The organism is Haloparvum alkalitolerans (assembly GCF_055381565.1).
Genome location: NZ_AP043938.1, coordinates 787442 through 800519 on the forward strand (window position 1 = coordinate 787442; position 13078 = coordinate 800519).

The 13078-nt window shown below is 71.3% G+C and carries 14 protein-coding genes and 1 tRNA gene; 7 read left to right on the forward strand and 8 right to left on the reverse strand.

Annotated elements, in window-relative coordinates:
• Positions 1-26 precede the first annotated feature (26 nt).
• The 5 genes from ACZ432_RS06390 to ACZ432_RS06410 all read left to right on the forward strand — a co-directional run bounded on the left by ACZ432_RS06390 (position 27) and on the right by ACZ432_RS06410 (position 3911).
• Entirely contained in the window at positions 27-1916 is a 1890-nt protein-coding gene (locus tag ACZ432_RS06390) for an aldehyde ferredoxin oxidoreductase family protein (protein WP_426963812.1), read from the forward strand.
• Positions 1913-2851, forward strand: a complete 939-nt coding sequence (locus ACZ432_RS06395) for a DUF7124 domain-containing protein (RefSeq protein WP_426963811.1) — start codon at positions 1913-1915, stop codon at positions 2849-2851. Before ACZ432_RS06390 ends, ACZ432_RS06395 begins: the two co-directional genes overlap by 4 nt.
• Before the next feature lie 91 nt (positions 2852-2942).
• The gene (locus ACZ432_RS06400) at positions 2943-3206 is read left to right on the forward strand and encodes a hypothetical protein (protein ID WP_426963810.1); all 264 of its coding nucleotides are present in this window, start codon (positions 2943-2945) and stop codon (positions 3204-3206) included.
• Positions 3207-3208: 2 nt separating this feature from the next.
• Positions 3209-3577 (forward strand): hypothetical protein, encoded by a 369-nt coding sequence (locus ACZ432_RS06405; protein WP_218055074.1) that lies wholly within the window; start codon positions 3209-3211, stop codon positions 3575-3577.
• 175 nt (positions 3578-3752) lie between these two features.
• On the forward strand, positions 3753-3911 hold the full coding sequence (locus ACZ432_RS06410; RefSeq protein ID WP_176696668.1) for a hypothetical protein: 159 nt from the start codon (positions 3753-3755) through the stop codon (positions 3909-3911).
• A gap of 119 nt (positions 3912-4030) precedes the next feature.
• On the opposite strand, the gene ACZ432_RS06415 is transcribed toward ACZ432_RS06410, so the two are convergent.
• The 5 genes from ACZ432_RS06415 to cmk form a co-directional block, all read right to left on the reverse strand.
• Positions 4031-4732 (reverse strand): DUF2391 domain-containing protein, encoded by a 702-nt coding sequence (locus tag ACZ432_RS06415; protein ID WP_426963809.1) that lies wholly within the window; start codon positions 4730-4732, stop codon positions 4031-4033.
• Between the two features lie 40 nt (positions 4733-4772).
• A complete protein-coding gene (locus ACZ432_RS06420; RefSeq protein WP_426963808.1) occupies positions 4773-5402 on the reverse strand; it encodes a rhomboid family intramembrane serine protease in 630 nt (209 codons plus the stop codon).
• 254 nt (positions 5403-5656) lie between these two features.
• Positions 5657-6841, reverse strand: coding sequence for a succinylglutamate desuccinylase/aspartoacylase family protein (locus ACZ432_RS06425; protein WP_426963807.1), 1185 nt, complete (start codon positions 6839-6841; stop codon positions 5657-5659).
• 96 nt (positions 6842-6937) lie between these two features.
• A complete protein-coding gene (locus tag ACZ432_RS06430; RefSeq protein ID WP_426963806.1) occupies positions 6938-7918 on the reverse strand; it encodes an RNA-guided pseudouridylation complex pseudouridine synthase subunit Cbf5 in 981 nt (326 codons plus the stop codon).
• Between the two features lie 30 nt (positions 7919-7948).
• Positions 7949-8527, reverse strand: a complete 579-nt coding sequence (cmk, locus tag ACZ432_RS06435) for a (d)CMP kinase (protein WP_426963805.1) — start codon at positions 8525-8527, stop codon at positions 7949-7951.
• A gap of 142 nt (positions 8528-8669) precedes the next feature.
• Between cmk and radB the strand changes: the two genes are divergently transcribed.
• A complete protein-coding gene (gene radB, locus ACZ432_RS06440) occupies positions 8670-9368 on the forward strand; it encodes a DNA repair and recombination protein RadB (RefSeq protein ID WP_426963804.1) in 699 nt (232 codons plus the stop codon).
• 89 nt (positions 9369-9457) lie between these two features.
• Here radB and ACZ432_RS06445 read toward each other — a convergent pair whose 3' ends face one another.
• From ACZ432_RS06445 to ACZ432_RS06455, 3 genes are all read right to left on the reverse strand, one after another.
• The gene (locus ACZ432_RS06445) at positions 9458-10600 is read right to left on the reverse strand and encodes a CBS domain-containing protein (protein WP_426963803.1); all 1143 of its coding nucleotides are present in this window, start codon (positions 10598-10600) and stop codon (positions 9458-9460) included.
• A 115-nt stretch (positions 10601-10715) separates the two neighbouring features.
• Positions 10716-11153, reverse strand: coding sequence for a universal stress protein (locus tag ACZ432_RS06450; RefSeq protein ID WP_426963802.1), 438 nt, complete (start codon positions 11151-11153; stop codon positions 10716-10718).
• 106 nt (positions 11154-11259) lie between these two features.
• Positions 11260-11334 (reverse strand) — tRNA-Val (locus ACZ432_RS06455).
• Between the two features lie 300 nt (positions 11335-11634).
• Here ACZ432_RS06455 and ACZ432_RS06460 point away from each other — a divergent pair.
• Positions 11635-13068 carry a short-chain fatty acid transporter gene (locus tag ACZ432_RS06460; protein ID WP_426963801.1) on the forward strand — a complete coding sequence of 478 codons (1434 nt, stop codon included), beginning with the start codon at positions 11635-11637 and terminating at the stop codon, positions 13066-13068.
• Positions 13069-13078: the final 10 nt, after the last annotated feature.

The following is a 13078-nucleotide window of genomic DNA, read 5'->3' on the forward strand; positions in this document are numbered from 1 at the left end:
GCCGAGCGGCAACCGGTGACGCAACGATGGCCGGGCGCACGCACGTCCTCAGAGCCGACCTCTCGGCGGGCACCGTCGAGCGCGAACGCGTGCCCGAAGAGTGGCACCGCCGGTTCCTCGGCGGGAAGGGGCTCGGCGCGCGCTACCTCTACGAGGAGCTCGATGCGGGCGCGGCGCCGCTCGGCTCCGAGAATCTGCTCGCCTTCTGCGTCGGTCCGCTCTCCGGGGCGCTGCCCGGCGAACCGCGCTACGCAGCGGTGACGAAGTCGCCGCTGACGGGGCTGTTCCTCGACTCCTACGCCGGCGGGGAGTTCGCGGCCCGACTGGCCGGCTCGCTCGACGACTGCCTCGCGCTGCTGGTGACCGGGGAGAGCGACGAGCCGGTCCGGATCGAGATCGAGGGCGGCGAGGCCGACATTCGGCCGGCCGAGACGTGGGGGGAAGACACGGTCGCGACCGCGGAGGCACACCCCGACGCGGCGGTCGCGTGCGTCGGCCCCGCGGGCGAGCGCGGGGTCGCGTACGCGACGATCGCCTCCGACGCCGGCGACCACCACGCCGGTCGCGGCGGCGCGGGGGCCGTGATGGGCGCCAAGGGGCTGAAGGCGGTGTTGGCGCTGGACGGTCCGCCGGAACCGCCCGAGCCGCTCGCCGCCCTCCGCGACGAGTACGGCGAGCGCTTCGCCGACGAGGAGACGGGGCGCTGGCAGGCGGCCGGCGAGACGCTCGAATCGGTCGACTTCGCCAACGAGGTGGGCGCGCTCGCCACGGAGGGGTGGCAGAAGGGCCGCTTCGCGGGAACGGAGGACGTGGGGATCGAGGCCGCCAAGGACGCCGCCGTCGGTCGCGAGAACCCCGACGACGCGGTCCCCGGCGGCTTCCGGGTCGAGACCGACGCGGGGGAGACGGTCCCGCGCGGCGCCGCGCCGATGACGCTCGGCGCGGGCCTCGGCGTCGACGACTTCGACGCGGTGGCGGCGCTGGGCGAACTGTGCGACCGCCTCGGCGTCGACGTGATCTCCGCGGGCAACGCGGTGGCGTGGGCCGCGCGCGCGGCCGAGTCCGGCGCCGTCGAAGCGGACCTCTCTTTCGGCGATCCGGACGCCGCGCGGGCGCTGATCGAGGCGATCGCGACCGGCGCGGACGGCCCCTGTGAGGCGGGCGTCGCAGCGGCGCTCGCACAGGGGGTCGACGCCGCAGCCGCGCGGTTCGGCGCCGACGACATCCCGACGGTGAAGTCGATGGAACTGCCGGCGTACGACCCGCGAGCGGCCGCGGGAATGGCGCTGGCGTACGCCACCAGCGACCGCGGCGGGTGCCACCGTCGCGCCCGACCCATCGAGGAGGAGGTGTTCGACGCGTGGGACCGCGAGGACCGCGTCTCGGCCGTGATCACCGCACAGGACACCCGGTCGCTTTTGTGGAGCCTCGTCGCGGACGACTTCGCCGGCGAGACGATGTGGCGCGACTGCGGCGCGCCGTTCCTCGCCGCGCTGGCCGACCACACCGGGATCGACTACCCGACCGACCCGACCGCGATCCGGCGGACGGGCGAGCGGATCTGGACGCTGGTCCGGCTGTTCAACGTCCGAGAGGGCGCCGACCGCGACGACGACGCGCTGCCGGACGCCCTGCGCGAGCCCATCGCGGACGGTCCCGCGGCCGGGAGCCGGATCGATCCGGAGGGGTTCGCGGCCCTGCTCGACGCCTACTACGCGGCCCGCGGCTGGGGCGCCGACGGGGTTCCGACCGCCGAGACGCTCGACCGCCTCGAACTGGCCGGCGTCCGCGACGCGGAGACCCCGACCGCGAGCCGCGACCCGCCGACGCCGTCGGCGGGCGAGGAGGAAGACGGACGCCCGCCGGCTGACGCGACCGCACCGACGAACGACGCCGACGACCCGGACACGCCATGACAGACACCGACCGCATCGACCTCGACGAGTTGACCGACGACGCGACCGACGACGAGCCCGACGCCCGGCGGGGCGACTGGTTCTGGCAGGGCGAGGGCGACCCCGACGCGGAGCCGGACGCGCCGGAGCGCGACCCCGCCGAGTCCGGCGTCTCGCGGCTGATGGAACAGGAAGCGGAAGCCGAGCAGTCCCCGGCGACGGACCCCGACGCGGACGGTGACGACCCGGATACTGACGACCCGGGCGCTGCTGGTGACGATGCCGACCCGGACGCTGCTGGTGACGACGCCGATTCGGGCGCTACTGATGACGCCGACGAGGCGGCCGCGATCCCCCGCGTCCCCAGGGAGAACGCCGACAAGCCGGTCGGCGTCCCCTCGGGCGTCGGCGGTGCGGGCGCCGGCGCCGGTCCCGGCTCCGCGATGTCGACGGACGAGGCCACGGAGGCGACCGAGAGCACCGAATCCGGCGACGGGAGCGCGCCCGCGGACGGCCCGAACCACGAGGCGGGAACGAACGCCGCCCGGAAGGCGGTCGCGGCCGGCGCGGCCGAGGCGAAGGGTCCCCACGGCGGCGGCGCCGACGACATGACCATGGCGCTGTCGTTCCGCGCGATGTCGCAGCTGTCGGACCCGCAGCTCACCGTCGCGAAGGCCCGCGAGTGGGCCGACTGGGTCGGCATCGTCGGCGAGGTGGAGGCGCCCGTGATCAACAAGTTCCAGCGCGAACACCGCGTGGACGCCGACTTCTTCAACGGCACCGGGACCGGGCCGGCCGAGCGGCTGGCGAACGTCGGCGAGACCTCCATGTTCTACGCGAAGCGGATGGTACTGGTCGGCACCGAGGCGGACCGCTGGATCGCCGAGGAGGCCGGCTGGGAGTTCGTGCCGTTCGAGACGGCCGCGGAGAAGGCCGGCTGGGACCACGAGACGTAGCCCCGCCCGGTCGCTCGCTCGTTCGGGCCGCCGCGGCGGGACCCCCGCCAACCAAACTGTTTAGACGGTGCTGTCCCATGTGGTTCACGTCATGTCGATGCGAACCGCCTACGAGCAGAACAAGTTCGTCCTCGTCGGGGCCCTGCTGTTCGCCGGCTGGACGGCTTTGACGCTGCTCAACGTCGCCAACAGCATGGGGTCGATCTCGACCAGCAACTGGGTCGGACAGCACGGCATCGGCGGCATCGTGGGTATCGCCGCCCTGCTCGTCATCCTGGCGTTCACGCTCACCGCCTACGGCACGCTCGCGGAGCCCGAGCCCGCGCCGGCGGAGTGGCCCCCCGAGTCCGAGTAATCGTGCGGGTCGAACTCACCGACCGGTTCCACGAGGCCGCGGCCCAGTGGGCCGACGAGCGCGTGATGACCGAGGCGGCCGCGCTGGAGTCGAAGGCCGAGCAGGCGGTCCTCGAGATCGAGCACCTCGTCACGGGCGCCCACGAGGTGGAGTTCGAGATCGAGGACGGCGTCCTCGTCTACGAGCCGAGCGACGACCTCGCGGCGTTCCTCGAGGAGCAGGCCGAGACCGCCGGGATCGAGCCCGAGACGGTGCTTGCGCTCCACGTCGACCTGTTCGCGGGGGCGTTCCTCTCCGAGGACTCCACCGGCCCCGACGACCCGGGCGTCACCGCCGACTTCGACCCCAACCCGAACCCCGGCGGACGCTGACGGCGACGTTTTTGCGGCAGCACTTCTGTGGCGGCTTTTTTGCGGCAGCATTTCTGTGGCGACGTTTCTGTAGCGGCGGCTCGCACCCACTCTTACGTCAGCACTTGACTGCGGGCCCACCGCGAGCGTGACGCCGCAGGAAAGAATTATACCCTCGAACGTGGACAGTGTAGGTATGCGCAACCACACCGACTGGCGCCCGCGTCCCGCCATCGAGGAGATCGAGGGGTTCGAGACGTGGACCCACACCGCGCCCCACGAGATCAACGAGGGGGACGTGGAGGGCGACCTCGACCTTTCCGACCTGATCGACGACGACGCGGACGACGAGTAGCGCCCGACCGGTTTTCCACTCGCTGCGGCCGTTTCTGACACCTCCCGCGACCGCCGATGCGGTTACGGACCGTCGCTCGCCTCGAGCGACGCGCTTCCCGCTCGACGGCGAGCACGCCATCAGTCGTCGAACCCGATCCGGTCGCCGATGTCGTCGATGTGCTCGGCGATGTCGTCGCCGACGGACTCGCCGGGGAGGATGTCGCCCAGTCCGGCGCCGAACGCGGCCGCGGCCCAGACGACGCTGATCCGCGCGACCGCCTCGAAGCGCGTCGGTCCCGCCTCGAACAGCCGCCCCCACAGCACCATCAACAGCACCGTCGCGATCAGGGAGACGACGAGCACGCCCACGAGCCGACGGGGGACCACGCCGAGGATCGGGTTGTTGATCTGCACCTGCCGGAAGTCGGCGCCGTACAACAGGCCGACGGTCATCGCGACGACGAAGACGGCGTTGCCGAGGAACATCACGGGCACCGGGCCGACCCGGACGCTCGCGAACCACGCCGCGATCTCGAAGACGCCCCCCTCCACGAGCAGCGGGAGCGCGAACAGCACCGCACCGACGAACGCCTCCGCCATGTCGCGGGTGGTGTACTTGCTGATACGCTCCGTGAACGCGGCGCTGCCGGGCATCCGCTCGACCAGCGAGATGGTCTGTCGGACCTTCCGGCGCTCGTCCGGGTCGTCGACGACATCCTCCAGCGCGTCGAGTTTCGCCAGCAGGTCGTCGACGTCCGGGTTCTCGGGACCGTGGTCACCGCTCGCGGACGTCGGATCGCTTCCCCCGTCCCCGCCCGCCGACGGTCGGTCGTCGCTCATGCCTGCCCCGTCGGTAGGTCGCGATAAATAGCTGGCTCCGCTACTCGTCCCGCCGCGCTGCCGCAACGCCGACCGCGGCGCCGACGAGGTGGCCGTACGCGGCCGCGACGCCCTCCAGCCCGCGGACCGCGGAGAGGTCCGCCGCCACCTGCACGCCGACGACCGCGACGAGCACGGCGCCGGCCCCCGCCGCCGCGATCCGGTGCCGGTCGGTCCCCGACGCAGCGGCGGGCGACAGCAGGTCCCGCGACCGGACCGCGACGTACCCGACGAACGCGAACCCCGCCGCGCTCGCACCCGCAGCCCCGCCCGCCAGCGGCCCGAGGTTGTACAGCACCACCGACCCCCCGATCGCGAGGTACGACGCGGCCCCAAACAGCACGAGGAACGTCCGCCGCCCCGCAAGCGAGACCACCAGCCCGCCGAACAGCGCCGTCAGCGCCGCGTTGGTCGCGGCGTGACCGGGGCTCGCGTGCGCGAACGGCGCGAGCAGCCACCCCGGCGAGGGGTCGGCGGTCGCGAGGAACCAGAAGACGTGCGCCTCACCCCCGACGCGAACCACCGTCGTTAGCTGCGCGAGGTAGACGACGCCGTACAGCGCCGCGACCGCGACCGGCAGCAGGAAGTCGCTCGGGATTATGGTCCAGTTCCTCGGTGGGTCGTCGGTCACGATGGTGAGGTGGGGTGCCGACGAGAAAAGCCCTCGCCGTAGTAGCGCCGCTACGCGGATGGACTGCTGTAGAAATTGAGTGGGACCGCTGAGAGTCGAACTCAGGTCCTACCGACCCCATCGGCAGAGGATACCACTACCCCACGGTCCCGAACTACACCCGAAGCAACGAGAGTCCCGTAATTAAGAACTTCGCTTCGCGCGCCCCGTGTCTCACGGTGTCGTCCGGCAGTGTCGGGCCGTAGTCGCCCGGTTCAGTCCTCGTTCGCGTCCCGCGGGACGACGAGGTCGCCGTCGTCGCGGACCGCGAGGCTCGCCACCGCGTCACCCTCGTAGGCGGCCAGTCCCTCGGCGCGGCCGAGGACGTAGCCGTCGCGGTCGACGGTCGCCTCGGCGCGCGGCTCCCCAGTGGGGGAGACCACGTCGGCGACCGTATCGCCTGCTTCGACCGCGTCCCCGGCCGCGACGCGGTGACGGAGCAGGCCCGCGGTCTCGGTGCGCGGGCCGCGGAAGCGCCGGACGGGGAAGTCGACGGGCGCGTCGGGGATCCCCTCGCCGGGCGCCGGGAGGTCGTCGGGTACGTCCGCGGCGTCCAGCAGGCCGAACTCGGCCGCGACGGCGTACACACCCGCGACGCCCGCGGCGCGGGTGTCCTCCTCGACGACGCTGTGGGCGCCCAGCTCGACGGTGATCGCGGGCACGCCGCCGGTGTTGAGCGCCGCGCCGGCGGTCGAGCGCTGGAGGCGCTGGTCGAGGTACTCCTCGGCGGGATATTCGGTCAGGACCGGGAATCCGAAGGCGTCCGCGAGGCGGTCGAGGTCGGCGGCGAGCGCCTCGGCCTCCGCCTCGGTCCGGCGCTCGCCGTAGAGGACGCGGTCGCGGATGGTGAACGGCACCGAGCCGACGCCCGCGGTGTGGAGGTCGATCAGCGCATCCGCGGCGACTTTGGGACTGGCGTCGACCGCGAGGTCGTCGCCGGTCTCCGTTCCTTCGTCGTCGTTCTCCGCCTCTCCGTCGTCCCCGCCCGGCGCGGGCTCGCCGACGATGGCCTCGTAGAGCCGGCGGTCGATCCGCTCTTGGACCTCCGGCGGTCGGCTCGCGTCCCGCTCCGCGTCGGGGAAGTGTCTGTTCGGGTCGTCGTCGCCGTAGTAGGTGTGGCGGGCGTTGCGCCGGAGGCCGGCCGGGGAGACGACCGGCACGCAGACGACCGCGCCCGCGAGCCGCTCGGGCAGGTCCTCACGCATCGCGTCCTGCGCGACCGCGACGCCGGTCGCCTCGTCACCGTGGACGCCGCCGGTGAGCCACAGCGTCGGGCCGTCGTCGACGCCGTTCGCGATCAGGATCGGGAGACGCTCTGCGCCGCCGGTCGGGAGGTCCGTCACGTCGAGCCAGCCGCGGGCGAGTTCGCCCGGGGCCGCCTCCGCCGTTCCGAGGTGCATGTGCGCCGGTATCGCGGCCGGGACAAAAGCGTCAGCCTCGCGGTGCGGGACGGGGGGTTCCGCGGGGGAGCCGACCGCGGACCCGGAACGGCGCGCCTACAGCAGGACGCGTTCGAGGTCGACGACCGTCCCCGAGTCCGCGTCGGGGTCGCCGACCAGCCGACCGAGACAGACCGCGCTCCCGTTCGGCGCGAAGCAGGCGACGAGCGGGGCGTCGTCGGCGCTCGCGGTGAGGTCGTCGGGCGCGTCCAGCACGCCGGGGGCGTACACCGGCGCGCCGTGTGCCACCTCGCGGGCCGCGGAGGCGGCGATCTCCACGCGCGGCAGGTGCGTCAGCGCGTCCTCCGCGGGGCGAACGACCTCGCGGAGGAAGTCGGCGTCGCCCTCGCGGGCCCACGCCAGCGCGTCCGTCAGGTCCTGGAGGGTGTGAAGGTCGCGGTCGTCGAAGGGGTCCGTGGCGGTCCGGCGGAGGTGGCCCATGTGCGCGCCGGTCCCGGCCGCCAGTCCGAGGTCGTGGCAGAGTTTGCGGACGTAGGTACCCGACTCACAGCGGATCCGGATCAGCGCCTGCCGCTCCGCGACCTCGAGCACGTTGAGGTCGTGGATCGTCCGAGTGCGGAGCCGGCGGGTCACCGCGCTCTTGCGGGGCGGCTTCTGGTAGATCTCGCCCTCGAACTCCGCGGCGACCGAGCGCAGGTCCGCGGGGGCCGGCTTGTGCAGTTCCAGCACGGAGACGTACTCCTTGGTCCCCTCCAGAAACACCTGGGCGGCGCGGGTCGCGGTCCCCGTGAGGGTGGGCAGACAGCCCGTCACCTTCGGGTCGAGCGTCCCCGAGTGCGCGACGCCGTCGATCCGGGGACCCTCGGGGTCCAGGTCCGCGAGCGCCTCGTTGATCAGGCGCTTGACCCACGCGGAGACCTGGTGGGAGGAGGGGCCGGCGGGCTTGTCGAGGTTGACGACGCCGAAGCGCAACAGCGCGGCCGGCGAGCGCTCCGCGGGCGCGGCGCGGAGTGGATCGCCGTCGGCGCCGCCGGTCGCGGGAGTGGCGTCGACGTCGTCGGTGTCTGTGTCCGTCACGGTGGGTTGTGGGGAGTGGGGCGGCTGGGGTTAAAAGTCGTACTCGACGCCCTCGACGGGGTGTTTCCCCTCGTCGTGGGTGGGGTCGTACGCCTCGACGGTCGCCACGAGCGCGTCGAGGAACCGCTCCGGCCCCCAGCGCGCGGTGTTGTAGACGCAGTCGTAGATGGAGAGGTCCTCGATGGGGATGTTGTAGTACTCCAGGTAGCGCTTCGCCTCCGAGGCCTCCCGGCGCTGCGTTTCCTCGAGGGCCTGCTCGACGGTTTTGCCCTCGCGCTCCGCGATGCGCTCGGCGCGCACCTGCACCGGGGCGTCGAACCAGATCCGGAGGTCGGCGTGGTCGCCCGCGAGCCAGCCGGCGAGCCGCGACTCCAGCACCACGTCGTCGCGCTCCGTCGCGACCTCGTACAGGCGGCGGTCGAGGTCGCGGTCGATCTGGGGGTCGTCCTCGGCGTGCTCGTTGAACTCGACCGGCGTCATGTCGTGCTCGGCGGCCATCTCGCGGAAGATGTCGCCGCCGCTCACGTGGTCGAGGCCGAGCGCGTCCGCGAGCCCCTTCGCGTTCGTGCTCTTCCCGCTCCCCGGCGGGCCGGAGACTGTCAACAACATATCCTCACTCCGCGTGTCCGACTCAAAACGGTTGCCGTTCACGGGCCGGGTGCGAGGCCGTGACGTGGCGGTTTCGGCGACCGCGGGGCGACCTCGCCCCGCGACCACCGCGTTTTTCTCGGCCGACCGCGAACGGTCGCCAGTGTCCGACCCCGTCACCACCGGCTGCGATCCCGTCGACGACCTGCTCGGCGGCGGCTTCGAGCCCGGCGTCGTCACCCAGTTGTACGGCCCGCCGGCGGCCGGCAAGACGAACCTCGCGCTCGCGGCGGCGGTGGAGGTCGCGGCCGGCGGCGGGCGCGTTCTCTACATCGACACCGAGGGGCTCTCCATCGACCGCTTCAGGCAGATGGTCGAACACCGATGCGAGGAACCGGTCGAGGAGGTCGCCTCGCGGCTGATCATCACCGAGGCGTACGACTTCGAGGACCAGGCCGAGGCGGTCCGCGACGCCGCGGAGTTCGCGGAGGAGGTCGACCTGATCGTGCTCGACTCCGCGACAGGCTTCTACCGCATCGAACGCGCTGGCGACGCGCACGGCGGCGACTCGCTCCGACAGGTGGCCAAACAGGTGACGCACCTGCTGTCGCTGGCGCGCCGCCACGACCTCGCGGTCGTCCTCACCAACCAGGTGTTCTCGGACCCGGACTCGGACCGCACGCGGCCGCTCGGCGGCAACACGCTCGAACACTGGACGGGCGCGATCCTCCGCATCGACCGGTTCCGCGGCGGCAATCGCCGCGCCACGCTCGAGAAACACCGCTCGAAGGCGGCCGGCGACAAGGCCGCGTTCCGGATCACGGACGCGGGCGTCGAAGGGACCGACGAGTTCTCCGCCTGAGGCGCGGTCGAGCGAGCCGACCGGAACCGCAGTTCAAAAAAGCCGTATCGCGCGTGCCGAGCGCGCCGCGCCGTGCAGTCGATCCGTCGCTACAGCTCGCCCAGCTTGCGGAGCAGCTGGCCGCGGTACTGCTCGTCGGCGTTGATCCCCTTCAGCTCGAGGACGTTGCGCTCCAGTTTGTCGAGCGCGACGTGGAACGCGTGCTCGGCGCCGTACCCCTCACCGGTGCCGGCGACCTGGCCCTCGCTGGTGCGGAGCCGGATCTGACACTGGATCAGGGGCGTGCCGCGGAGTTTCTCCTTGTGCTGGTGGAGGCGGACGTGCGCGTGGAACACCTGCATCGCGCCGTACTTGTCGGCGACCTGCTCGATGGCGTCGACGACGTGCTCGCGGGAGATGTTGTCGAGCAGGTTGATGTTCGTGATCTGGACGTCCATCGACTGCTCCTCCGTGAACGTGAGCGAGCGGAGGATGTCCGTCTTGGTGATGACGCCCGAGACGGTCTCCTCGGAGGCGGTCGGCGTGACGACGAGCCCCGAGACGTCGTTGTCGAACATGCGCTCCAGCGCCGCCTTCGTCGTCTCGCCGGGCTGGGCGGTGAGGACCGGGCTCGACATCACGTCGTAGACCGGGAGGTCGAGCATCCGGTCGATGTCTCCCGCGCGGTCGCCGCTGCCCTGCCGCTCCTGGTCGCGGACGACGAAGTCGACGATGTCGTTGGTGGTGACGACGCCGGTCAGCTGGTCGTCCTCGTCGACGACGGGGAGCCGCGAGACGCTGTGTTTGCGGAGGCGGTTGATCGCCTGTCCGACGTGCTCCTTCTCGCCGATGGTGACCACGTCGTCGGTGTACACCTGCTCGACGGTGTTGGCGTCGAAGCTGTCGATGACGGCCGCCAGGATCCCGTCCACGGTGACGATGCCGAACAGCTTCTCCCCCTCGTAGACGGGCGCGGCCTTGACGTTCCCCTCCAGCAGGAGCCGCGCCGCCTCGCGGATGTCCTCGTGGCGGTCGATCTCCGGCGCGGGGGTCATCACCGCCGACACCTTCGTGTCGTCCTCCATCCGGGACCGCATCAGCTGCTTTTCCCCGACGACGCCGGCGTACTCGCCGCCCTCGGTCACGATGATCCCCTTCGGGTTCTCGCGCTCGAAGATGGAGCGGACCTTGGCCAACCGCTCGTCGGCCTCGACCTCGACGTACTCCGGCACTGCGATATCGGCAATGTTCATGGTCCAATCGGGACCTACGCCGGGACAGGTATTGAAAGTGGGGGCATTCGGAGTCGCTCCGCGGACCGCCCTCGACACGGCGAGGGCCGACTCACGCTCGCGCCGCGGGGCCGGCCTACTCCGCGGTCGACCGCGCGATGTAGACGTCGTAGGTGTCGTCCGCGGCGACGGTCGGGCCCACGTCCGCGACCGAGGAGACGATGTGGCCGGCGTTCTCGCTGCCGATGAACACGACCGAGGCACCCGCCTCCTCGGCGCGTTCGCGGATCGCGGTGGCGATCCGGCCGCTCTGGGCGTGTTTGCCCACGACCTCGTGGTCGAACGCCGCGTTCGGCGCGATCGACGTGACCGACTCGCGGAGCCGCTCCAAGATCCGGTCGCGGTCGTACGCCTCGTCCTCGTCGAGCCACCGGTCGCGGGCGTACGCCTCGTTGTTCTTCGGGATCACCGCGAACGCCAGCACCGGCTCCCCCGTCGCCGCTCCCAGCGTCGCGGCGCGCCGCAGCGCCATCCGGGAGAGCTCCCCACCGTCGAACGGCACGAAGTGCGTCATGGGGAACACGTCGCTCGCGGGCGTCAAAAGGGCTTGTGACGGTGGTCGGGAGGAAGAACTATCGACGAACGGCGGCGGCGCTCTCCGGTGTTGAGTCGACGAGAAATGGGTTGGGGCGGATTTGAACCGCCGGCCTCCTCCATGTCAAGGAGGTGTCATAACCAGACTAGACCACCAACCCGCTCGGGGGCTTCCTTGACGCGTTTCGACGTACCCGGCCAGTATAAATGAACCTTTCGAATCGCCGGCCCGGATCGGCGTTCCGTCACCCACTTATACGCCCGACGATCCGCCGTCGGCGGGGGTTCGCGGTCGGTCGCGGTCGGTCGCCGCCGGCCGCGGACGCGCCGCGTGCTCCCGCCGTGACGCGTCCGCACCGTGCCGGGGCCGGCGAGAAAGGCCGACGCTGTCGCGGGATTCTCGGTTCGATTTGTAGATGAATACCGATACTTTAAGGCTCCTTAGTCTGATTCGCTCTCCCATGGGTGTAAGCGACACACAACCGTCGGCGATCGAGCGGTTCGGTCTCCGGATGGCGACGATCGTGGAGAACGTGATGCCGAGCCCGTTCCTGTTCGCGATCATCCTCTCGTACCTGGTGTTCCTCGCGGGGATCCTCGTCGAGGGGAACGGACCGGTCGAGATGGTCGGCTTCTGGTACGACGGCTTCTGGGCGTTCCTGACGTTCGCGATGCAGATGACGCTCATCCTGATGACCGGCTTCGTCATCGCGTACCACCCGCGGGTGAACGACCTGATCGTGAAGCTCGCGTCCGTCCCCAACTCGGGGAAGGGAGCGGCCGCGCTCGTCGGCGCGTTCGCGATGGCGATCGCGTGGCTCCACTGGGGGCTGAGCCTCATCCTCGGGGCCATCTTCGCCCGCGAGATGGGGAAGGCCGCCCACGAGCGCGGCATCGACGTCCACTACCCGATCCTCTGTGTCGCCGGCTACATGGGCCTCGGGCTGACGTGGCACTGGGGACTGTCCGGCTCCGCGCCGCTGCAGATCAACACGCCCGGGAACGCCTTCATCGAGCAGGGTATCCTCGACGGCGTCGTCGGCACGTCGATGACCATCTTCTCGCCGTACGCGCTCCTTCTGACGGTCACCTCGACCCTGTTCGGGGCGGCGATGCTCTACCTGCTCGCGCCGACGGGCGACCGCGCGCGCGGGATCGCCCACTACGTCGACGAGAGCGAGCTGTTCGACGCGGCCGCGGACGGCGGTTCGGACGCCGCGCCCGCCGAACCCGACGAGCAGGTCAGCGACATCGTCGAGAGCGACACGATCGCGGACCGGCTCAACAACAGCCGGATCCTCGGCGGCATCATCGGACTGACGGGCGTGCTGATGGTCGTCAGCCAGCTGCTCGCCGGCGGACTCGACGCGTGGACGCTGAACCTGGTCAACTTCATGTTCCTGTTCGGCGGCCTGCTGATCTACCTGCGGCCCCAGCACTACCGGGAGAAGTTCGGCGAGGCGGCGGGCGCCGCCGCGGGGATCATCCTGCTGTTCCCCTTCTTCGCCGGCATCCAGGGGATGATGAACGCCTCCGGCCTCTCGCAGACGCTCGCGGACGCGCTGTTCGCGGTCTCGACGCCCCAGACGTTCCCGATCGTCGCGTGGATCACGGGGAGCGTGGTCAACGTGTTCGTCCCCTCCGGCGGCGGCGAGTGGATCGTCCTCGGCCCCTCGGTGATCGAGGCGGCGAACAACCTCGGCGTTCCGGTCGGGAAGGCGACGATCGCGTACGCGGTCGGCGACGCCCACACCAACCTGCTGAACCCCTTCTGGGCGCTGCCGCTGCTGGCGATCACCGGCGTGAAGGCCCGCGAGATGTTCGGCTACGCCATCGCCATGCTGCTGCTGCTCGTGCCGTTCCTCGCGGTCGCGCTCACCGTCATCCCGTACTGAGCGCGACGGC

Excerpts from the sequence above, each read along its gene's own strand:
- ACZ432_RS06390 (WP_426963812.1), top strand. The coding sequence starts at position 27 with ATGGCCGGGCGCACGCACGTCCTCAGAGCCGACCTCTCGGCGGGCACC.
- ACZ432_RS06395 (WP_426963811.1), top strand. The coding sequence starts at position 1,913 with ATGACAGACACCGACCGCATCGACCTCGACGAGTTGACCGACGACGCG.
- ACZ432_RS06400 (WP_426963810.1), top strand. The coding sequence starts at position 2,943 with ATGTCGATGCGAACCGCCTACGAGCAGAACAAGTTCGTCCTCGTCGGG.
- ACZ432_RS06410 (WP_176696668.1), top strand. The coding sequence starts at position 3,753 with ATGCGCAACCACACCGACTGGCGCCCGCGTCCCGCCATCGAGGAGATC.
- ACZ432_RS06415 (WP_426963809.1), bottom strand. The coding sequence starts at position 4,732 with ATGAGCGACGACCGACCGTCGGCGGGCGGGGACGGGGGAAGCGATCCG.
- ACZ432_RS06425 (WP_426963807.1), bottom strand. The coding sequence starts at position 6,841 with ATGCACCTCGGAACGGCGGAGGCGGCCCCGGGCGAACTCGCCCGCGGC.
- cmk (WP_426963805.1), bottom strand. The coding sequence starts at position 8,527 with ATGTTGTTGACAGTCTCCGGCCCGCCGGGGAGCGGGAAGAGCACGAAC.
- ACZ432_RS06445 (WP_426963803.1), bottom strand. The coding sequence starts at position 10,600 with ATGAACATTGCCGATATCGCAGTGCCGGAGTACGTCGAGGTCGAGGCC.
- ACZ432_RS06450 (WP_426963802.1), bottom strand. The coding sequence starts at position 11,153 with ATGACGCACTTCGTGCCGTTCGACGGTGGGGAGCTCTCCCGGATGGCG.
- ACZ432_RS06460 (WP_426963801.1), top strand. The coding sequence starts at position 11,635 with ATGGGTGTAAGCGACACACAACCGTCGGCGATCGAGCGGTTCGGTCTC.